Source organism: Paenibacillus sp. P46E, assembly GCF_001909095.1.
In the GTDB taxonomy this organism is placed as follows: Bacteria; Bacillota; Bacilli; order Paenibacillales; family Paenibacillaceae; genus Paenibacillus_AQ; species Paenibacillus_AQ helianthi.
Genome location: NZ_LVYZ01000003.1, coordinates 127,811 through 147,919, shown reverse-complemented (window position 1 = coordinate 147,919; position 20,109 = coordinate 127,811). Strand labels below are relative to the sequence as shown.

The window sequence follows — 20,109 nt, the reverse complement described above, 5'->3', positions numbered from 1 at the left end:
TTCACACCTGCCCTCTCTAGTCTGTTACCCGTGGAAGCGGGAGCAATAGACGCGCTCTGCCAGCCGCGGGATGCATGGGTGCCGAAGGGGCGACCGAGGCCAGCGCGACGTCAGCCAGCAGAATCCAGGTCCGGCTGCGCTGATATGCCGGGTGTGCGGTCATGCCGGCGCTGCCCGTGGCCATGTCCGAAGCCAGACCCAGCAGGCCGGCCAGATCCTCACCGTTTAAGCTTCCGGCAGAAGCGGCAACGGTTTCTTGCAGCGGCTTGACGCAGGAGCTGCTGTCATTCGCGGCCCCCGGGTCCATTTGCCCAAGTGCACTCCTTTCCAGCTGCGCCGCGGCCGCTTCGAAGCAGCCTTCATTCAGCAGCAGAACGGCCAGCTTCCGGTGCTCCGCTGCAACTCCGGGAACATGCAGATCCAGCCAACCGTTCAGCTCGTTCTCCCGGCCCGCGCATTTCAGCGTGCGCACCAGCCGTGCAATCAGCGGCCAAGGTGCTGGATGAAGCTGGGCGGCTCGGGTATAGCAGGCAGCCGCTTCGCAGTCTCTGCCAATCTCCTGGCAGAGCTGCCCGAGCACAGTCAGCGTAACATACGTCCCGCAGCCGGATTCCGTGTGATAGCCCGGAGGCGAAACGCCGATATCCAGCGCCCGCCGCAGCGCGGCTCTGGCTTCCACGTAAGCTGCCGACTGCAGCAGCAGTATGCCTTTTAGGTGATGAAGGTCCGGATAGTCGGGAAATAACAGAATCCCCTGCTCACAGGCTGCAAGCGCCTCCTGCATATGGCCTTTGGCCGCCAGGCAGCGGATTTCGTACTTATACAGGAGATGGACATAGCTAGTATCCGGCTCCACCTGTTCAAGCGAAGTACGGATATGCTCCAGCGCAGGGTCATACTCCCCGAGCCGCATATATTCGACAGCCATATTAAAATGATGAAAAGCGTCTCCCGGATTCAGCTTCAGCTGCTCCTTCAGCAGCCCCACATTGCGGCGGATCTTATCCTTTTTGGTCACTACGCCATTGGCATAGCCGTAATGATGAATCACTACAGTGCTCAAATGCATGGGGGCGGCAGGGGTTTCCTTTACGATAACCGAGGCGATTTGTTCATGAATGATCCCGCTGAAGCGGTAACCCGGGCGGTTGCGGAACATCCGCAATATCGGATTCACGGTAATCGTCTGTGAGGAGCGGGCCGTTCCTGAGTGATTATGAATCCGCAGAAAAAACGCTTCATACTCCATATGCTCCGCGCATAGCAACAGCTCGCCCCTGCTGTCTTGATCCAGTTCCTCGTCCGCATCCAGCACAAGAATCCACTGTCCCTGAGCCTGCTTCAAGCCGGCGTTGCGGGCAGCAGCAAAATCACCGCTCCAGGGAAAGGCCACAACCTTCGCCCCGAAGCTTCGGGCAATTTGAACGGTGGAGTCCGTTGATCCGGTGTCAACCACTACGATTTCGTCAGCCACACCACGAACGCTTGCCAGGCACTGTGCCAGATTATCTGCCTCATTCTTAACGATCATGCAGAGGGAAATGCGGTGTTTGGGTGTGCTCATCTTGCTGCTCCCCCCTGGATGTTCTGATTAGCAGTCCACTGTGTATGCCAGGCAGTACGGTTCAGCACGGCGATGGCCTGATGGACCGCAGCGATGTCCTCTTGCAAAGGTCCCTGGGTATATAACTCCGGGAAGCTGGCTTCAGCTCCTTCGAGCTCCTGCTTGGCCAGATGAAGGTAGCTCAGCGACAGCCCGATGCGGGAAGGGTTATCCGCTGGTGCTGTGTCAAGCATGTGCCGGAACCACTCGGCAGCCTCCCCATAATGGCCTTGGTCAAAGAGCATCTCCGCGAGATAAAAAGAACCCTTCCCCCCCGTTTGACCGCCTGCCGCCAGGGTAATCAAAAGCTCCCCTGCGGCCTCCAACTGGCCCGCCTCATACAGAGCCTCGGCAAGTTCGGCCCGGTGTTCTGGAAACAGCCCGGCCAGTTCGGCAGCCAGCCCGAAGCAGCGCAGTTTAACCGCCTGCCGGATCAGCTCCGTGACCACCAGGGAATGTTCACCGGCATCGCCTGGCGCAGCCGGAGCCGGAGCTGAAGCTTGGCGCGCCAAACTTTCGCCGATAAGCAATAGCCCAGACCGCAAGGGCTCCGGTGCATCCAGAAATCCGTATGATTCTGTCTGTTGTCTGTCTTCCTGCCACCGGCAGATGGCATGAATTATCCATAACTGTCTCGTGATATCTCTGTCTCTGTCGGTTTCCTGCTTCAACAGAGGAAGAGCCTCCCGCAGAGCAGCCCCTGCTTCCTGCAGCTGTCCGGTAATCATCCATGCGGAGATTATAGCAGGCAGTGTCTCCCATTCCAGCGGAAAACCCGCCCGCGGCAATCCGGCAATAGTCTCATAAGCATGGACAGATTCCAGGGCACGGATTACCGCGCTTCTCCCGGCAGGCTGCTCTGTACCCGCAAGCTGGATCAACAGCGTGGAAATCTCCGGATCCGGCACATTCAGGCGCTGGAAGGCTGAGGCTATTCCCTGAAGTGCTGGACCATACGTTGAATGATGCTGAAGGGCACGGTGAAACCAACGGGCCGCTTCCTCCGTGTGTCCAAGCTGAAGAGAGTTCTCTCCCAGACGGGTCAGCGGGCGGAAGCTGTTCATGCCTTTCTCAGAAACATATTTCCCGCTGAGGGCAGTTTCCTGACTTAGTGCAGCTTCCGAACCCGCCGCTGCGCGCTCATAGGACTGGCAAGCACGTTCGATCAGCCCCTGGCTCTCCCAGGATTGCCCCTGGATGAAATGCAAATCCGGGTAATCACTGTAGCGCTGCAGTTCCCGTGCCAGAAGGGCATCAATCCTCTTCATGTTATTCAAGGCCAGATAGATTTTACCTAAATCGCGGATCATCGCAGGGCGATAGGAGACCTGAAGTGGAGCTTGCTGGATGGTACGGCTGAGCAGCTCAGCCGCTTCCTCCAGCTGTCCGTTCTGACAGCAGGTAACCGCCAGATTATAGCTGTAAAAAGGATTGTCCGGCTCTTTCCCCAGCGCAAGGCGCAGCAATTGCTCGTTGCGGCTGACTTTATTCTTTTGGGCCATGAGGCCCGGTAAATATCCCAGGTGGGTGATTTCAATATTGCTGCTGTGAATGACGGAAGCGCCGTGCTTGCCGATAATGGAGGCGTCCAGCCCTTCATGGATAATTCCGTCGAAGCTGAACCCTTTTCCATTGCGGAACAGACGGATTACGCTGTGCGTCAGCCGCTCCTCAGGAGAGCTTCCCAGCCAATTTTCTATGTTAACCGTATAAGCCATGGCTGAAGTGTTCTGGAGCATATCGGTAATTTCCCTGAGCGGTGTCTTCAATATTTCATCGGCATCCAGGACGAGGCTCCATTCCGTTTGCGCATGGGACAGCCCGGTGTTGCGTGCTTCCGAGAAATTATGGTTCCAATTCATTCGGCATACCTTGGCTCCGTATCTTTCAGCGACGCTTATGGAATCATCGGTTGAACCCGTATCTACAATTACAATTTCATCTGCAGCGCCGGACAGGCTGTCCAGGCATTGGGGGAGAAGAGCTGCTTCATTGCGAATGATGAGATGTACACCGAGGGTGGGCTTTTTCACGGGTGTTCCTCCTTGGAGAGTCAGTTTCCCCACAGTTCTGTGATGCACGATGGGAGTGTTGTCCGGTAAAGGCAGACAGAACAAAGAGTACATGGGCTACCCATGCACTCTTTGTCATTACATACTATGACCAATAGATAACTTACGTTCCCTGAGCATCGAAGATGACATTGAGCGTAGATGCTGAACCCGGAGTTGACGATTGATAAGACAGCCGGGTGTACTTGAGGAACCGGGATGGAACAAGGACATCCACAGATCCGGCAGGAAGCGGATTATTACCGGTTGTGTCGACAAAATAATTGGTTCCGTCCGCACTTACCTCCACCTGCGTATTTACAGGATTAGCGCCGGTATTCACGATGAAATAAGAATATGTGCCCAGTACGCTTGTCGTGTTCGCAGGAAGAGGTGTAAGCGCATCGGCAGTTGTGATGCCGGTAGTAGCCTGTTCAATGAAGCTGCGCTGTGAAATCGAGGTTACGCTGCTGAGTGTACCGGCAGTAATGGTAGCCCCGAGCACGCTGGTAATCGTACCATCCAGCAGGTTGGTGACCGTACCCGCAGACGACAACGTACCGGCAGTAATCGTAGCCCCGAGCACGCTGGTAATTGTACCATCCAGCAGGTTGGTGACTGTACCTGCCGACGACAACGTACCGGCAGTAATGGTAGCTCCGAGGACGCTGGTAATCGTACCGTTTAAGAGGTTGGTGACCGTACCCGCCGACGACAACGTACCGGCAGTAATGGTAGCCCCGAGCACGCTGGTAATTGTACCATCCAGCAGGTTGGTGACCGTACCCGCAGACGATAACGTACCGGCAGTAATGGTAGCGCCGAGCACGCTAGTAATCGTACCGTTTAAGAGGTTGGTGACTGTACCTGCCGACGACAACGTACCGGCAGTAATGGTAGCGCCGAGCACGCTAGTAATCGTACCGTTTAAGAGGTTGGTGACTGTACCTGCCGACGACAATGTACCGGCAGTAATGGTTGCGCCGAGCACGCTAGTAATCGTACCGTTTAAGAGGTTGGTGACTGTACCTGCCGACGACAACGTACCGGCAGTAATGGTTGCGCCGAGCACGCTGGAGATCGTACCGTTAAGGATGACTGTAGTCAGGTTTCCGCTGGCATCGGTGGTGAGAGGGCGGTCAATTAGTGTGGAAGGGTCCCGCCCGAAGATCAATGTTCGCAGATTATCGGGGTTTGCTTGAAACGAACTGAAATTTGGCAAAAGAGTTCATCCTCTCTTAATAGAATAGGCCGAGCAACCCGCTCACAGTAAAAATCCCAAACCGTCGTCTGGGTTTTCAAATGAATAGGTAATGATTCAAGTAGAGCAATAGCCTGTACAGCTGAACAAAAACCATTCGAATGGTGTGATATTACTATATGGAAGAACTCCGGTAATGCTTGGGCAGTAAAATAAAAAAATGCAGTTCTATCCTTGTCCAGAGTCAAAACTTGACGATTGGAGCATTTAGGGTTATTTTTCTTAAAATGGTTTTAATATGGGAATCCTGATTAATAGGCCACTAATAATGAATTCCGACGAAAAGAGGGCGACTATGGAACGCTGCTTATTCATACATGGCTTCACAGGAGGAGAATATGAAATCTCTCCGCTTGCGCAATTTCTGGAACAGCATCAGTATCAAGCGCGAACCTTTACGCTAAAAGGACATGGGGGGAGCCGGCATGACCTGCTTCAGTCTGATAGGCAGGGTTGGCGGCAGAGCGCCGAAGACCAGCTGCAAGAGATGTTGAATGATGGCGACAAGGTGCACCTGATCGGTTTTTCCACCGGAGCGCTTATTGCTTCCCACCTGTCTGTACAGTACCGGGGACAGATCAAGTCGCTTACGCTGCTGTCTACGCCTGTTTTTCCGCTTAACCTGCTGGAGATTCTGCGGACACTGGGCAGCCCGGTCATGATTCGGAACTATCTGAGCAAGTTCGGCTCTACTCCGGCGAAGGCCACAAGAGAATTTCAACGTCTGGTGCGTGAGAGCTTTGAGATCTATCCGCAGATTGAGACCCCAACCTTAATCGTTCAGGGCGGCAGGGATCATCTGGTGAGAGCAAAAAGCGCGGCCTATCTGCACCGCATCATCCCCTCGGCAAGTAAACGTGTATTAATGGTGGAGCGAAGCGGTCACATGTTGTGCCACTGCGATGACAGCGGCTACATGATGAATGAGGTGCTGCAGTTTATTCAAAGCTCCGGCAGAGATTCAATAAATAAGCTGCAGGAATACTCAGCGAAATAACAAAACCTCCTTCACGGGCAAACGTGGAGGAGGTTTTTTAAAAATATAAGGATTTATATGTTTCACGCTAAAAATCATCCTTCTATTTCTCGCTGAAACGGATTCCGTCCCTTAAAAGGACGGCGAAGCCGTTTCCACTTGTCCCTAAAGAGACATGCCTTATTCCGTTGACATCTCTAGACGGGTATGATAGTTTCTATTTAGGGAAACCGGTTTCCCTTGCTTTTCTAAATGTTGACTCCCGGGGAAGTAACTCCGGCTTCAGTAACAATCCGCGGCCAGCTTCATTTTTGCCGTCGATCCTTTCCATTAACAACTCACCAGCCGATACCCCCAGATGAAAAGTGTCCAGATTAAGCGAGGTTAACGGCGGTGTGGTGTAGCGGGACAACGGATATTCATCAAAGGTTGCAATTCCAAGCTCAGCGGGAATTTGTACCCCCAGCTCTCTTGCAGCCTGCAGTGCCCCAAATGCGGCAAAATTACTCATACAGATCAGGGAATCCGGCGGCATTTCGCTAAGCAGCAGCTGTTTGGCCGCTTGATAGCCTACCGCCTCTTCTGCCGCGCCGTTCATAATCCATTGCTCGGGGAGGGATAGTCCGGCTTTCAAAAGTTCCTCCCTGCAGCCTTCCAACCGGCGTGTGAAGAGAGGATCTCCCTCCTGTCCGCCAACAAAAGCAACCGCAGAATAGCCTTCCTCCAGCAGGTGCCGGGTGAGCATTTTTCCGCCAGCTTCGTTATCGAAATCGGCCCAGCATTCGGAGCCGGCAACTTCCCCCAGTGAAATATATGGGAACTGGAGCCGGTTGAGCTCCATACATAGTTCCTCTGTAAGCACCGAGGTGTTGGCGATAAGCCCATCGACCCTTTTGCTTCTTACGAGCCTGTGCAGAAAATGGCCCTCCGGGTGGTTATGCTCCACATTGGCAATGGTCAGTTCATATTTCATGGATCCGATTACACTTTCAATGCCGCCGATGATGCTGTAGAAGAACTGGTTCAGGAATTCACTGGATTTGGACATGTCAATCAATAACCCGATATTACTGCTGCTCTGACGGGCTAAACCTGTGGCGATGCTGCTGGGTGTGTAATTCATTTGTTTCATAATTTCTCTGACCTTGTGTTTGGTTTCCTGCGAAATTTTCGGTGAATCATTCAGCACCTTAGAAACTGTGGATTTGGCTACACCCGCCGCTGAGGCGATATCCATAATCGTTACCTTCATAGTTTTCCCTCACGATCCAGCCGGATTTTTTGAAAATATAAGGATTATAGGTTTCAAACGGCATAGCCGTTTCTGCTAATGATCAAGACATAAACCCATCATACAATAAAAGGAGCTCGTATCATATGACCCGCTGGTTTCTATACCATACTGCTGAAGATCCCTTTGCTTTTCCGGTTGGCCCCGGCAGCCTGAAGCTGCGACTTTTCGTGCAGAATGGGCAGCACTTGACCTGTACCGTGATTCATTCTGACCGCTATGACTCGCCAGGGAGCGAGATTCCGCTTCCAATGGAGCGAATCGGCTCTGCCGGAGCTTACGAGATTCATGAAGCCATCCTTCCATCCGTAACCGGCAAATGCAGATACTTATTCCATGTCATGAACCCGGCCGGGGAATATTTGTGGTATGGAGAAAGAGGGATAGCAGATAACAGAGAGCATGCCGGATCTTTTCAATATGCTTACATGCATCAGCCGGAAGCAGTCAAGATTCCCTCCTGGAGCCAGGATGCGGTAGTCTATCAGATTTATCCCAGCAGCTATAACGGGGGAACCCTGAAAGGGATATTGGACAAAATCCCCTATCTGCAGCAGCTGGGCATCACAGCTATGTACATGACGCCTATATTTGAGTCTCCTTCCGAGCACAAATACAATACCTCAGACTACTATAAGATCGACCCAACATTTGGCACTACAGCGGATTTGAGGGCACTGGTGGATCAGGCTCACCGCCATGGAATCAAGGTACTGCTGGATGCCGTGTTCAACCATGCCGGTGATACGTTTTTTGCCTTCAGGGATGTGCTTGAGCATGGGGAGAATTCACGGTACAAGGATTGGTTTGTGATCCATTCCTTCCCGGTGATGCAAGCCCCTTCACCGAACTATGAGACCTTCGCCAAAGCAGAGGCGCATATGCCCAAGCTGAATATGGAGAATCCGGAAGTAGCGGATTATATGATGGAGGTAGCCAAGCATTGGGTACGAGAGGCGGGCATTGACGGCTGGCGTCTGGATGTGGCCAATGAGGTGTCTCCAAAGTTCTGGACGCGGTTTCGCCGGGAACTCAAAGCAGAATTTCCTGAGCTGCTGTTAATTGGTGAGATTATGCATAGTTCCGGGCCCTGGCTTAGAGGCGACCAGTTCGATGGCGGCATGAATTATGTCCTGCGCGACGCGGTGCTGGAGTTCTTTGCAGAGCAGACTGCCGGGCCGGTGCGCTTTATGGAGCAAGTACTCCATCAGGAAGCCTTCTGCAACGATCAGGCGAATGCGGCCATGTTCCAGCTGCTTGGCAGCCATGACACGTTGCGTTTTTTGACGGCCTGCAAGCAGGCGGGACGGGGCTGGAATCACGAGGAAACAGCGATGTACCGGATGAGACTTGCAGTGTTTTTTCAGATGACGTATATCGGTATGCCTATGATTTATTATGGTGATGAGGTTGGCATGGAGGGTGCGACAGATCCGCACTGCAGACGGCCGATGGTGTGGCACGAGCAAGAGCAGAATAGCGAACTCCATGCCTGGTATACGCGGCTGATCGGTCTAAGGAAGAACTATGAGGTGCTGCGAAAAGGTTCTTTCCGTCCCTGGTTCACGGATGAGACGCGCAATGTTCTAGGTTACGTCCGGTCCAGCGGGCAGGAGAAGATAGGGCTGGTCATTAATAATTCCCCTAACCGCTATCACATGGAGGTGGACAGTTTCCGCTCCGGCACCCCGGAGTTAACCGACCTGCTGACAGGAACAACAATCTGTAATAGTGACCGTCTGGTTGTGGAGCTCGAACCCTTCGGCTGTCTAATGCTCCACTAGAGTATGCTCCACCTGTTCCATGCTGATAAGACAAGGCGTCGTCTGATGATCGGGTGGAATGGCTGCAATTATTTCCGTTTTTTCAAAGCCTTGTATTCGGCATTCTCCCACTGCTTCAATAATGGATAAGGATCGAAGGCCCACTCCGTTATCCCCCGGTCGCGGTAGATTCCATAATGCAGGTGAGGCGGGAACTTGCCCTGAGTGCCCGGATTGCCGTAGCCGGAGCTGCCAACCCAGCCGATGGTTTGGCCGGGAGTCACAATATCTCCACGGGAGATTGATTTTTCGTACCCTGCGAGATGGGCATAGTAATGATAGCGGTTTTCGATATCGCGGATACCGATCCGCCAGCCGCCGTAGCGGTTCCAGCCCTTGGTTTCCACGATTCCAAAACAGGTGCTGCGCACAGTCATGCCGTGGGGTGTGAACAGGTCCGTCCCTTCGTGGATACGTGCTCCGCCCCAGCTTCTGCCGGTGCCCCATGTGCTGCGGTAGGAATAGAGGGAGCCCACCGGCAGAGGGAAAGTACTGCCCGACAAATCAAGCCGTCCGAAATGCTCGTATAGCTTGGCAAACTGTGCTACCCGCTGCGCAGCCCTTCCGTTATGGTAATATTCCCACACACCGATATTGAAGTCGCTGGCAGAATCCCCGTATTTCATCAGGTGTTTTGCCATACTGTAGAGCACATCAGCATCATTCCCGGGATCAGCCACACCGTCGCCGGACCCGTCCTTTCCGAATCCTCCAAAAAAACCAATGGACCGCGGGGCCTGGTCCGCTTGATCCGGGTTCAGCGGTCCGCACCATACCGGCGCGGGGATGCTGATTCCGGTAAGGCGGGGCTTGGCCGGCTCTGCGGTTCCGCTTTTCTTTTTGGCAATCGTACGTTCATATTGGTCAATAGCAGCAAAACGGAACCAGGCAACTCCTGTAGCAGCGCTCATTTGATCATACAGCTCCCTGCGGCGGGCAGAGAGAGTGTCTTTGTCTGACGCAGTTCCAGTACGGACTGAGGGAAGGCGTAATTCTGCAGCCGCTGCCTCTGGATAGCTTATACCCCATAGCATGGCGGCGGCTGACAGGCAAAGCACTGTTTTCCGTATTGCAGCGATTCTGTATAAAGCCGGCATGTTTACAACCTCCTAGGTCCGGGTGCTGATGTATCAACATGTTCTTATCAAGAGCACCCTTTGGGGTGCTTTTGTTCATGTTCCTTATCTTTCCTGTCTCTGACCTTACCGCTGAAACGGATCCCTGAAAGCGTTATGGAGTATCTCTGCTTCAGAATCATCAGCTTGGATAAGGACGGCGTAGCCTTTTCTACTTGTAGAGTGAAGCAAATGGGCTTATTTTATCCATCCTTGCCCAAAGGTTCACAAAAACAGGCAAATGGCCCTTGCACATGCTATAATATGAGGCAGCAAACTTTAATGGATGCAACTAAATATTCAGGCGAAAGCGGGGTTCTTCACTTTGACTAATCGGACAGCCAAACAACCCAAGCCAGACTGGATCAAAATCAAGTTAACGACGGGTGAACATTATCAGGAAATTAAAGGCATGATGCGTTCCAAAACTCTACATACCGTATGTGAGGAAGCGCGCTGCCCGAATATCTATGAATGCTGGGCTAACCGCACGGCTACTTTTATGATACTGGGTGACATTTGTACCCGGGCCTGCCGGTTTTGTGCCGTAAATACAGGTCTGCCTACGGAGCTCGATCTTTTGGAGCCGGAGCGTGTGGCTGAGGCTGCCGAGAGCATGCAACTGAAACATTGTGTGGTCACGAGCGTGGCCCGTGATGATCTGAAGGATGGCGGTGCACAGATTTTTGCCGAGACCGTAGCCGCAATCCGTAAGCGCCTTCCGCTGTGCAGTGTAGAGGTGCTGATACCGGATTTTCTGGGCGACCGGGACAGTCTTGAAATTGTAATGAACAGCCGGCCGGATATACTGAACCACAATATTGAGACCGTAGAGCGGATGTCTGACCGTGTGCGGGCGCGGGCCAAATACCGCCGTTCCCTGGAACTGCTGGGCAGAGCCAAGGCGATGAAGCCGGACATCCCAACCAAATCCAGCATAATGCTAGGCGTTGGCGAGGAATGGGATGAGATTTTGCAGGCGATGGATGACCTGCGGGCAGTGGATTGTGATATATTGACATTGGGCCAATACCTGCAGCCTTCACCAAAGCATCTAAACGTAGAGAAATATTATACGCCTGAGGAATTCGCCCTGCTCAAGGAAGAGGGGCTGAAGCGCGGCTTCAGCCATGTGGAGTCCGGCCCGCTGGTGCGCAGCTCCTATCATGCGCATGAGCAGGTGAAGTCTGCTACCGCTGCCCGTGAAGAGCGTTCCGTTTCTTTATAACCTCGTACAAATTTGATAGCAAATTTGTCTCGTGACGGAGTCACAGTTAATCTTTAATCTTTAATCTTTAATCTTTTAGTTTTTTGTCTTTTAGTCTTTTAGTCTTTTAGTCTTTTAGTCTTTTAGTCTTTTAGTCTTTTAGTCTTTAGTCTTTAGTCTTTAGTCTTTAGTCTTTAGTCTTTAGTCTTTAGTCTTTAGTCTTTAGTCTTTAGTCTTTAATGAAGTGGGTCGTTGTGGAGAGTTGGAGCGCAGCAATCAACTTGCTTTTGATTTTTGCTGCCACCTCCCGCGTTGAGGGAGTCATGGAGAGGGATTTTGGAATTGGAGGAGCGCCAGCGTCCGCCTTTGTCTGCAGATTTCAACCGCATACTGCGGTTTAATCAGAGAAATCTGCAGACAACAGCGGCCGGAAATCCAAAAACCCGCGGAATGACGGCCATCAACGCCCCCCTTCTAAGTTTAATTTGAAAGGCAGGCGACAAACGCTTGATCGTTATAGGTGGAAAGGGCTACGAGCTCGTATTGGATCATAAGGACGGCTGGAACCCGGAGGCATTTCGCGGAAGATACAGTGAAGTGCTGGACCGGTACGATTACATTATCGGGGATTGGGGCTATAGCCAATTACGCCTGAAAGGCTTTTACCGGGATAACCACCCTAAGGTGAACAGGGATACCGCCATTTCAGGTATGGTAGATTACATTAATGAATACTGTAACTTTGGCTGTGCCTATTTTGTGCTCCACAAGCTGAAGGAAATGCCAAAAGAAGGCACCTTCAAGGATATTCTGATCAAAGAAATTCCTGAGCCTGGAATGGAGGATGAACTTGAGCAGGCTGCGGCAGAAACAGCTGTAACTGCAAAGGTGCTCCGGGAGCATGTCTCCAAGCCATCCTCCAATTCAAATCCGGCTGCCCGTGACAAGAACATGGGCGGGGCATCCAAAGAGAGCGGAGCGAAAGACAGACCCGTTCGGGAGCATCAAAGCCGGAATCACCGCAATAAAGAAAATCAGGGCAGAAGAAACAACAAGGATTCCCAGGGCAGACCACCGCAAAACCAGCCCCAGAATCCTTCCTAAGATCATTAAAACACACAAAGGTGTCGCAGCAGCCAGCTCTGAACTGGCTTCCGCGACACCTTTTTAAATGAAAAAGTATGGGTCTGTATATTTATAGATGATGTTACTTTTCTATGCATCAGAGCGAGCAAATTGGAATTAGTGGACTCAAATTTACTCATGAGCGGTCCGTAAGCGGTCCGAGTTGGAATAAGTATACTTATTCCAGACGAATTCACCAGTAATGGTACGAATCGGCCCAATTAGAGGTGCTTTTTCCCACTATTGCTTTTTTTGGAGCGGGATAGGGCGGATTAAGTTCACTTTTTCCACTTGAGCTTGCCCCCAAAGACGAAGACGGCCAAGCCAACTACTGGCGATGCGCAGGTTCACTAAGCTAGCGGGAATTTCCCGTCGCTGGCTCTAACTACTCCCAGCCGCAGCTCCCAGCCTTCAACCTCATCCCAGCACCGGCCTCTGCTACAGCTCCCAGCTTTCAACCTCATCCCATCACCCGGCCCTGCTACAGCTCCCCGAGACCAGAACGGCTGCGCTATCCAGTTAAGGATGGCACAGCCGTTCTGGTCTTGATCCGGTTTACTTTACGGTTAACTTCAATTGTTTCTGCGCTGCATTGTAGCTCCATACCAGGGACGGGAACTTTTTCTGAAAGTCTTTTACATCAATAAAGGTTTCGTTGTCCTGCGATAGCGCCTCTTTGGAGGTCACGGAGAACCCGGATACTTTACCAGCGCCGTTTGTAACCAGAACTTTCTTGTTCTTGGCATCCCAGGATACTTCGCTCTCCACCAGTGCAGCCAGAACGCGTGAAGAAGCGAAGATCGTATTTCCTTGCTTGATCAATCCGACATTTCCGGCAAAAGGAATGCCGTTCACATCGAGAATGTGATTGTCTCCTACAGCGCTGATACTGGTCATTCCGGCGATTTGCAGGGCGGTGATCAGCTGTGCCGTTTTGCCTTGGACCTCAATATCAGGGGACAACCCGATATGGTTGAAATCCTCTTTACTTGGTGTCAAATATTTCTGGGTGGTCAGTTTCAGTTCGGCCCCATTGGATACGGGAAGGAGACTCTGAATCCGCGCTTTGCCGTAAGAGCGTGTACCTACGACTGTAGCCAGTTTGTTATCCCTCAAAGCACCTGTCAGCGCTTCAGAAGCACTGGCGCTGTTTTCGTTCGTCAGCACTACAACCGGCACCCCGATTTTACTGCCATCGGTAATGGTTACTGGTGTCAAAACACCGCTTTGGTCCGAGGTGTACATCATAATGCCCTTGGCCATGAATTTGGAGGCAATATTATATGCTGAATCCATGTAGCCGCCTGGATTGTCCCGCAGATCGAGCACCATGGATTTCATGCCTGCGGCACGCATTTTGCCAAGAACGGCGGTGAACTCTTCATCGGCGGTTTGCGTGAAACCGTCGATAGAGATGTAGGCTACCTTATCTCCGAGCATTTTACCTTTGACCGAGGTTGAAGCGATATCGTTGCGGACAACGATGTAAGATTTGACCATTCCGTTTCTGCTCACGAGCAGAGTTACTTTAGAGCCTGCTTCACCGCTCAGCTCGTCACCTTCGGTATCTTCGATTTTGACACCGTCAATTTTGAGGATTGAATCTCCGCGTTTAAGCCCGGCTTTCTCTGCTGGTGAACCGGCCATAACTTCTTCAATATACAATTCTTTGGCGGTGTACATCATTCTGACGCCGATACCGACATATTCGAGATCGACCTGTTGGCTGAACTTTGCAGCCTCGTCCTTGTCGAAGTACTGGCTGTAGGGATCATCCAGTGTATTTACCATGCCGTCAATAGCTCCGCGGATCAGTGTATCCTGGTCCACTCCCTCAATATTGTATTTCTCCAGATTCTGCATAATTTCATTAATAAGGTCCGTACCAGTTGCCGCTTGCGTATTGTCTGTGCCCGTGGCAGCCTGAGAACTGTCCGCCGCCAGAGCAGCGGGAGCAAGAATAAGAGATACTGCCAGACAGCCACTAAGGACTGAGGTCATTAACTTGCCTGATTTCATGATTGCATACACCCTTTTTTATATGATTAGTTTGAAGTATTACTGTCCATTAGATAAGAGTCATCAACAGTCCATAGACCGCCGCTGGATTTGGAGAAAACATAAACAGAAGATTGGGTATGGTCTTCAGCTGAACCGGCTTCTTTAATAGTGTACTCCACATATACGGCAGCCTCATCCGCAGAGTAATAGAAGACATTTGAGCTATTCAGCGTGTAGACCAGGTTGTAGCCTTTAAAATATTCAGTCAGATTCTCCTTCAGGGCAGCTTCATGATCTTTCCCGTAAGTGGTCTGTGCAATTAAGCCATCGATATCCTTGGCGTTTCTTGCCGCATAATATTTGCTTAGGCTGTCCTTGATGGCGGCAGCATCTTGATCGGGAAGGACCGCAGCTGTTTTCCCTTGTTCAGGAGTAAGCAGAACGGTGCTGTCTTGGGACTCGGAGCTTTCAATCTTCCATACACCATTCTTGCGGACAAGCGTGTTCAGGTATTCTACCTGCGCATCCGGCAGATAGCGGCCGCCCTTGCGCACAGATTTTTCTACAGTATGCACGATGGCTTCATTGCCCTGAATGCTTAAGATATCCACACTTTCGATGGTGTTGACCATATCATAGTATTTGAAGTATTCCTTCATATTGTCGATCGACTCGGTCTGGTCCGAATGGTGAACTACGAGGGAATAGTATCCTGCAGCATTTTCAGAATTAAGATAATCATTGGACAAATGAATAAGGTCAGTTATGTCCTTCTCATCGTTCGTAGTGTCCGCAGGGGTGAGGATCATTACACTTTTGCTGGTTTTATCCCAGATCGCTGAACCGCCGGTAGCTTCAGCCACGAACCGTAAGGGTATGTATGTAGTGCCTTGGCTGGAGACCGGAGCGGTGGCTAGTTTCTTGACTAGACCATTTACTGTTGCCCGGTTGCTGCCAATTTTGAGGGTGATTTCCAGACTGCTGCTTGTCCCGGTGACCGTTCCGGTTTTCGCATCCCAGAGCACCTTCAGCCCCAGTTTTTCAAAAACAACCCGAAAAGGGACAAGCACAGAATTGTTCTTCAGATAAGGAGAACCGGCGGTGAAAGCGACGTTGCTTCCATTAATGTTGACTGTAATCGGTTTGTCTGCGGCAAAAGCAGGTACCGCCAGCATCAAGGCCAGCAGGCTTATGCCCATGAGGGATAAAAGTTTCTTCAATCTTGGTTCTCTCCTTTAAATAACAACTCTTTGTAAAATAGGTTCATTATACCATCGGAAAATTCTTGCTGTCTATCCAATCATGTAAGCTTAGTTGAAGCATGACAAAGCCGGAGATGCAGCGTCGTCTCCGGCTTTGTCTTTACGGGAAGGCTGCTCTATCCGAACAGACGGAATCCCTGTATTTTGATTGAAATATGCTAGATCAGGAAAGCTTCACGGACCCGGTTCCAAAATGGAAAAGGGCGGTACCTGGCAAAGCTGATTTTTTTGTCCGATACCTGACAGCGCACGGAGATCAGGTCATCGACAGGAATGTTGTTGTGGTCAATGGTTAGCAGCAGCCGCTGGTCCTTACGCGAGAAAATATCGCAGTGATGGTGCTTCGGCAGCAGCAAAGGAGATCCCATTGTGCGGAAGACGCGGTTGTTGATGGAGGCAATTTCCGCAATCTGCAGGGCTTCTATGGAAGGATGCACCATCGCACCGCCGAGGCTTTTGTTGTAGGCAGTGCTGCCTGACGGTGTGGACACACACAGACCATCCCCGCGGAACATTTCGAATGTCACATCATTGATGTCAATCTGAATGACTACCGTTCCGTCTACACCCTTCAGGGTGAACTCATTCAAGGCAATGTGAGAGGTGGAGCCGGATTTCTTGTGAATCTCTAGCTCAAGCAGCGGATATTTGACCATGCGTGGCTTCTGGGGCTCAGAGGTGCCTATCCCACACATGTAATCAATCAGGGTAGGCAGTTCGTCTGCCTTCCAGTCCGCATAGAATCCTAAATGTCCAGTATGGACGCCCACAAAAGACAGATTGGGGATCTGATCGATAAAAGTGTGAAAGGCGTGCAGCATCGTGCCGTCCCCGCCAATCGAGATCACGATTTCCGGAGACTTCGCATCCAGCTCCAGATTCCGTTCCGCTGCCAGCTTGTGAAATTGCTCCGCAAGTTTGATGGACAGTTCGTCCCCGCGGTCCAGAACATAATATCTCAAGATGTATAGGCTCCTTTGTATGTTTCAGTCATACACCGATCATAATCAATCTGGACCCGGAACACAATATTGAAGTGGTAAAAGTCACTGCCGGCGTCCAAATCGTGGAATGCTGCGCAGAAGGAGAACCAGGAGAGAGAGCAGCAGGGCTGTGCCCAGAAGTACCCCAAGCCAGCTCATACTGCTGGCCAAGCCGGACAGCGGGGAGGTAAAGCCGGCAGCAGCAGGTGTTGCGCTATAGTCAGCCGAGAGGCCCGAGCGAACCACGGGGTTCCAGAGCAGGAGTACTAGCCCGGCAGACAAGAACGCATGCACCAGCCTGGCAGCCATAAAGGGCAGATAGCGAAGACCTGTTCCATTCAGGATGCTGGCTACCTGAGCATGGACGGATAAGCCGCCCCAGGAGAGTACACATGCTGCGGCGGCGACCTTGTATTGTAGCGGGACCGAATCGGCCGCTGAGCCGGCAGAGCGGGCACCCAGCGTCACTTCAAAGAGGCCGCTGACGAGAGCCCGGGACAGGTCAGCCGGGAATCCCGCCTGGGTCAAAAGTCCCTCCGTAACGCTGATGAGTGCAGACATGATTCCTGCACGGGACATCAGCTCCATCAGCACATTGAAGAATACCACCAGACCGCCTACCACAATAATGAGCTGCAGCGAAGCTTGAACGGCCCCCCTCAGCAGCTCGCCGAGGCTTCGTCCATCCTTACGTCTTGCTTCTGCCATAGAATGCAGAGCCAGGCGGATTCTCCCGGTAGCTCTGCCGTCAGAAGCCCCTGGAAGGGAGGGGGCAGGAGAAATTACGGGAACGGTGGCATTCTCGCGCCGGCCGTGAAAAGACATCAGAAGTCCTACTATGAAGCCGCCTCCGTAATGAGCCAGCGCAAGGATAAGTCCCAGAGAAGCATCATGGAAGAACCCTACGGAGACCGCGCCCAGCAGGAAAATAGGGTCGGAGGAAGTGGTAAAAGCCACGAGCCGTTCGCCTTCTACACGGTTCAGCAGTTCCTGTTCACGCAGCTTTGCGGTTAATCTGGCACCTACAGGGTATCCTGATACATAACCCATAGCCGCCACAAAGCCCCCGCTGCCAGGAATATTGAAGAGTGGACGCATGAGCGGGTCGAGCAGAGCGCCGAACAGATGAACTACACCGAAGCCCAGCATCATTTCGGATATCACGAAGAAGGGGAAAAGCGAGGGGAACAGCACGTCCCACCAGACAGTAAGCCCGCGTAGCGCTGCATCCAGAGAGCTTGCCGGATTCAGCAGCAGAAGCATCATACATCCGGCAAGGAGGACACCCAACAGCAGGCCGTAGTTTTTTTTCAGAATCATCGGCAACGCCTCCCGGTATATGGATAAATGTATGCAAAAATAGGGACAAACAGCACAAAAAAATTCAGAAAGCGGTTACACTTGGCTGTGCTTTTTGACTGAAATTATGGTAATATAAAATTAATTAATGCACACCTTATTAGGGATGGAGTGATGGTGATGAGTGTAGTTGCCGGAGTTCTGGTTTGTGCTTTTGTATATGTTATCCGGGTCTCTCTTGTCCCACCTGGCGATGAGGAATTTCGGACCTATTAAATACTCTAGGCGCTAAACCATGGTTTAGCGCCTTTTTTCTGTGGGCAAGCTTCACAATATGTTACTTACGGCAGGATAACCGGGCAGCGCAAATTTTGGTATAATAAAAAAGCCGTTACATGAATACGGAAGAAAGCTGGTAACCGCCGATGAATCCAAACGACAGCATATATGACAACCTGGGAGGCGCGGAGGGTTTGCATCGTCTGGTAGAGGTTTTTTATGCCAAGGTGCAGCTTCATCCGCAGCTCGGCCCTTTGTTCCCGGCAGATATTACTCCTGTCCTGGAGAAGCAGTATCAATTCCTGAGTCAATTTTTTGGTGGACCCACACTCTATTCTGAACTGCATGGACATCCGATGATGAGGGCAAGGCATATGCATGTCCCGATTACTCCGGAGCGTGCGGAAGAGTGGTTGGCTTGTATGAAAGAGGCGCTGGAGGAAACGGGTGTGGAGGAGCCGCTGCGTTCATTTGTGTTAAGCCGGCTTGCGGGTCCTGCACATCATTTTGTCAACATGCCCCGGGAGTAACGCGTAGTTGATCGTGAAAGGATGAGGGCATTGCCGGATTTGATACCTCTTTACACTATTAAAGTAAACTGTTGCAACTGTGAGAAAGAATTTATGACCTCAAGAGTTCGTCCCAGCCTCAAAAAAGCGATTCGCCGTGATGCGGATTTCTGCTCTTACTACAAGGATGAGAACCCGGATTATTACGTCGTTCGCGTCTGCCCGGCCTGCGGTTTTGCCTCCACAGAGAATTCTGCGGACAAGCTCGCTGACTGGCAGCGCAAGTCTTTCCGCGATCAGGTGGCCAGCCGCTGGATTGCCAGGGACTTTGGTGATAAACGCAGCTGGGAGATTGCACTTGAGACCTACAAGCTTGCATTGATCTGTGCCCAGAGCATCAAGGATAAGGACCGGATTATTGCCAGTCTTTTGCATCATATTGCCTGGATGTACCGGTATCAAGGGGATACTGCGCAGGAGCAGCGCTTCTTGCGTTATTCGCTAGACATGTATATTAAGGTCTATGAAAATGATGGCATTGGCGGTAACGATGCCCGTCTGATGTACCTGATTGGTGAGCTGAACCGTCGTATCGGCGAATTTTCAAACGCAGTGAAATGGTTTTCGCGTCTGATCAATGACCAGAAGATTATGGATGCCGCGATGATCCGGGCAGCCCGGGAGCAGTGGGCTCTTTTGCGTGAACAGATGAATGGGGGAGAAATAAGTCCAGACGGATTGCCGTCGGGTACATAAGGAGTTCCTGCTGGACATCGCAAAAAAAGCACAGGAAGCTTCTCCTGTGCGCCTGCTAAGCTATAGTCAACGGAATAAGTGTGTCGGCCTGTGCTGAACGATCAGCGTACAGACCGGTCAAAGAGCAGGTAATCGGCATCAGTGTCGATTACGGTCAGGCTGGTCTTGCAGCAAGGGAAGACCAGCAGTTTTTTTTTGCCGTCCCGGACGAGCTGCAACTCGTCCGGTTTCATGGGCAGAAGCACGTTCTCCTTGTCGCAGAACGGACAGTACTGCACATACATGTCTCCTAAAGTGATGTCATAAGGCCAGGTATGGCTGAATGGTATCATTGTTCGTCCTTCTCGGACGGCTGGGACCCGGCATCGCTGCCGGCGGTGTCTTCACTCTGCTTCTTGGATAGCTCCGCGATCTTTTGCAGCAAGATATGTTGAGGCATATGCATCAAGTGTTCCAGTGGAACACCGAGTTGTTTAGATAATGTAATCGCCGTTTCCGGTGAAATCTGCAATGGCTTCATGGGGATGTCCTCCTTAATAAATAGGGTTGGCGGTACTTCAGGGCATCT

The 20,109-nt window shown here is 51.6% G+C and carries 17 protein-coding genes; 6 read left to right on the top strand and 11 right to left on the bottom strand.

From position 1 onward, the window contains the following. Positions 1–16: 16 nt before the first annotated feature. The 3 genes from A3849_RS03325 to A3849_RS03315 all read right to left on the bottom strand — a co-directional run bounded on the left by A3849_RS03325 (position 17) and on the right by A3849_RS03315 (position 4,876). Positions 17–1,564 carry a glycosyltransferase gene (locus A3849_RS03325; RefSeq protein WP_074110172.1) on the bottom strand — a complete coding sequence of 516 codons (1,548 nt, stop codon included), beginning with the start codon at positions 1,562–1,564 and terminating at the stop codon, positions 17–19. Further along, positions 1,561–3,636, bottom strand: coding sequence for a glycosyltransferase (locus A3849_RS03320; protein WP_074110171.1), 2,076 nt, complete (start codon positions 3,634–3,636; stop codon positions 1,561–1,563). Before A3849_RS03320 ends, A3849_RS03325 begins: the two co-directional genes overlap by 4 nt. Before the next feature lie 142 nt (positions 3,637–3,778). Further along, entirely contained in the window at positions 3,779–4,876 is a 1,098-nt protein-coding gene (locus A3849_RS03315; protein ID WP_256700634.1) for a DUF6385 domain-containing protein, read from the bottom strand. A 334-nt stretch (positions 4,877–5,210) separates the two neighbouring features. Here A3849_RS03315 and A3849_RS03310 point away from each other — a divergent pair, with 334 nt between their 5' ends. Next, positions 5,211–5,912 carry an alpha/beta hydrolase gene (locus tag A3849_RS03310; RefSeq protein WP_074110170.1) on the top strand — a complete coding sequence of 234 codons (702 nt, stop codon included), beginning with the start codon at positions 5,211–5,213 and terminating at the stop codon, positions 5,910–5,912. Between the two features lie 196 nt (positions 5,913–6,108). Here A3849_RS03310 and A3849_RS03305 read toward each other — a convergent pair whose 3' ends face one another. Further along, positions 6,109–7,143: a LacI family DNA-binding transcriptional regulator gene (locus tag A3849_RS03305; protein WP_074110169.1), complete on the bottom strand. Its 1,035-nt coding sequence runs from the start codon at positions 7,141–7,143 to the stop codon at positions 6,109–6,111. 125 nt (positions 7,144–7,268) lie between these two features. Here A3849_RS03305 and A3849_RS03300 point away from each other — a divergent pair, with 125 nt between their 5' ends. Next, entirely contained in the window at positions 7,269–8,966 is a 1,698-nt protein-coding gene (locus A3849_RS03300; RefSeq protein ID WP_074110168.1) for an alpha amylase N-terminal ig-like domain-containing protein, read from the top strand. Between the two features lie 68 nt (positions 8,967–9,034). Here A3849_RS03300 and A3849_RS03295 read toward each other — a convergent pair whose 3' ends face one another. Then, positions 9,035–10,102, bottom strand: a complete 1,068-nt coding sequence (locus A3849_RS03295; RefSeq protein ID WP_074110167.1) for a M23 family metallopeptidase — start codon at positions 10,100–10,102, stop codon at positions 9,035–9,037. A gap of 343 nt (positions 10,103–10,445) precedes the next feature. Here A3849_RS03295 and lipA point away from each other — a divergent pair, with 343 nt between their 5' ends. Both lipA and A3849_RS03285 read left to right on the top strand, forming a co-directional pair. Beyond that, positions 10,446–11,348 carry a lipoyl synthase gene (lipA, locus tag A3849_RS03290; RefSeq protein WP_256700633.1) on the top strand — a complete coding sequence of 301 codons (903 nt, stop codon included), beginning with the start codon at positions 10,446–10,448 and terminating at the stop codon, positions 11,346–11,348. A 486-nt stretch (positions 11,349–11,834) separates the two neighbouring features. After that, on the top strand, positions 11,835–12,431 hold the full coding sequence (locus A3849_RS03285) for a YutD family protein (RefSeq protein WP_074110165.1): 597 nt from the start codon (positions 11,835–11,837) through the stop codon (positions 12,429–12,431). Between the two features lie 576 nt (positions 12,432–13,007). Here the strand turns inward: A3849_RS03285 and A3849_RS03280 are convergent. The 4 genes from A3849_RS03280 to ylbJ form a co-directional block, all read right to left on the bottom strand. Beyond that, the gene (locus A3849_RS03280; RefSeq protein ID WP_074110164.1) at positions 13,008–14,471 is read right to left on the bottom strand and encodes a S41 family peptidase; all 1,464 of its coding nucleotides are present in this window, start codon (positions 14,469–14,471) and stop codon (positions 13,008–13,010) included. A gap of 26 nt (positions 14,472–14,497) precedes the next feature. Continuing rightward, entirely contained in the window at positions 14,498–15,673 is a 1,176-nt protein-coding gene (locus A3849_RS03275) for a stalk domain-containing protein (protein WP_074110163.1), read from the bottom strand. 200 nt (positions 15,674–15,873) lie between these two features. Beyond that, positions 15,874–16,677 carry an NAD kinase gene (locus A3849_RS03270; protein ID WP_074083805.1) on the bottom strand — a complete coding sequence of 268 codons (804 nt, stop codon included), beginning with the start codon at positions 16,675–16,677 and terminating at the stop codon, positions 15,874–15,876. A gap of 84 nt (positions 16,678–16,761) precedes the next feature. After that, positions 16,762–18,018 (bottom strand): sporulation integral membrane protein YlbJ, encoded by a 1,257-nt coding sequence (gene ylbJ / locus A3849_RS03265; RefSeq protein ID WP_074110162.1) that lies wholly within the window; start codon positions 18,016–18,018, stop codon positions 16,762–16,764. 404 nt (positions 18,019–18,422) lie between these two features. Here ylbJ and A3849_RS03260 point away from each other — a divergent pair, with 404 nt between their 5' ends. Together A3849_RS03260 and A3849_RS03255 are read left to right on the top strand one after the other, a co-directional pair. Continuing rightward, positions 18,423–18,806, top strand: coding sequence for a globin domain-containing protein (locus A3849_RS03260; protein ID WP_074110161.1), 384 nt, complete (start codon positions 18,423–18,425; stop codon positions 18,804–18,806). Between the two features lie 21 nt (positions 18,807–18,827). Next, positions 18,828–19,541: a DUF2225 domain-containing protein gene (locus tag A3849_RS03255; protein ID WP_074110160.1), complete on the top strand. Its 714-nt coding sequence runs from the start codon at positions 18,828–18,830 to the stop codon at positions 19,539–19,541. A 101-nt stretch (positions 19,542–19,642) separates the two neighbouring features. Here the strand turns inward: A3849_RS03255 and A3849_RS03250 are convergent, their stop codons facing one another. After that, entirely contained in the window at positions 19,643–19,873 is a 231-nt protein-coding gene (locus A3849_RS03250) for a hypothetical protein (protein WP_074110159.1), read from the bottom strand. Then, on the bottom strand, positions 19,870–20,061 hold the full coding sequence (locus A3849_RS03245) for a YycC family protein (RefSeq protein ID WP_074103055.1): 192 nt from the start codon (positions 20,059–20,061) through the stop codon (positions 19,870–19,872). The genes A3849_RS03250 and A3849_RS03245 overlap by 4 nt, the downstream gene beginning before the upstream one ends. Between the last annotated feature and the right edge of the window lie 48 nt (positions 20,062–20,109).

Coding starts and splice junctions, on each gene's coding strand:
- A3849_RS03325 (WP_074110172.1), bottom strand. CDS start 1,564: ATGAGCACACCCAAACACCGCATTTCCCTCTGCATGATCGTTAAGAAT.
- A3849_RS03310 (WP_074110170.1), top strand. CDS start 5,211: ATGGAACGCTGCTTATTCATACATGGCTTCACAGGAGGAGAATATGAA.
- A3849_RS03305 (WP_074110169.1), bottom strand. CDS start 7,143: ATGAAGGTAACGATTATGGATATCGCCTCAGCGGCGGGTGTAGCCAAA.
- A3849_RS03300 (WP_074110168.1), top strand. CDS start 7,269: ATGACCCGCTGGTTTCTATACCATACTGCTGAAGATCCCTTTGCTTTT.
- A3849_RS03295 (WP_074110167.1), bottom strand. CDS start 10,102: ATGCCGGCTTTATACAGAATCGCTGCAATACGGAAAACAGTGCTTTGC.
- A3849_RS03280 (WP_074110164.1), bottom strand. CDS start 14,471: ATGAAATCAGGCAAGTTAATGACCTCAGTCCTTAGTGGCTGTCTGGCA.
- ylbJ (WP_074110162.1), bottom strand. CDS start 18,018: ATGATTCTGAAAAAAAACTACGGCCTGCTGTTGGGTGTCCTCCTTGCC.
- A3849_RS03260 (WP_074110161.1), top strand. CDS start 18,423: ATGAATCCAAACGACAGCATATATGACAACCTGGGAGGCGCGGAGGGT.
- A3849_RS03255 (WP_074110160.1), top strand. CDS start 18,828: ATGAGGGCATTGCCGGATTTGATACCTCTTTACACTATTAAAGTAAAC.
- A3849_RS03250 (WP_074110159.1), bottom strand. CDS start 19,873: ATGATACCATTCAGCCATACCTGGCCTTATGACATCACTTTAGGAGAC.
- A3849_RS03245 (WP_074103055.1), bottom strand. CDS start 20,061: ATGAAGCCATTGCAGATTTCACCGGAAACGGCGATTACATTATCTAAA.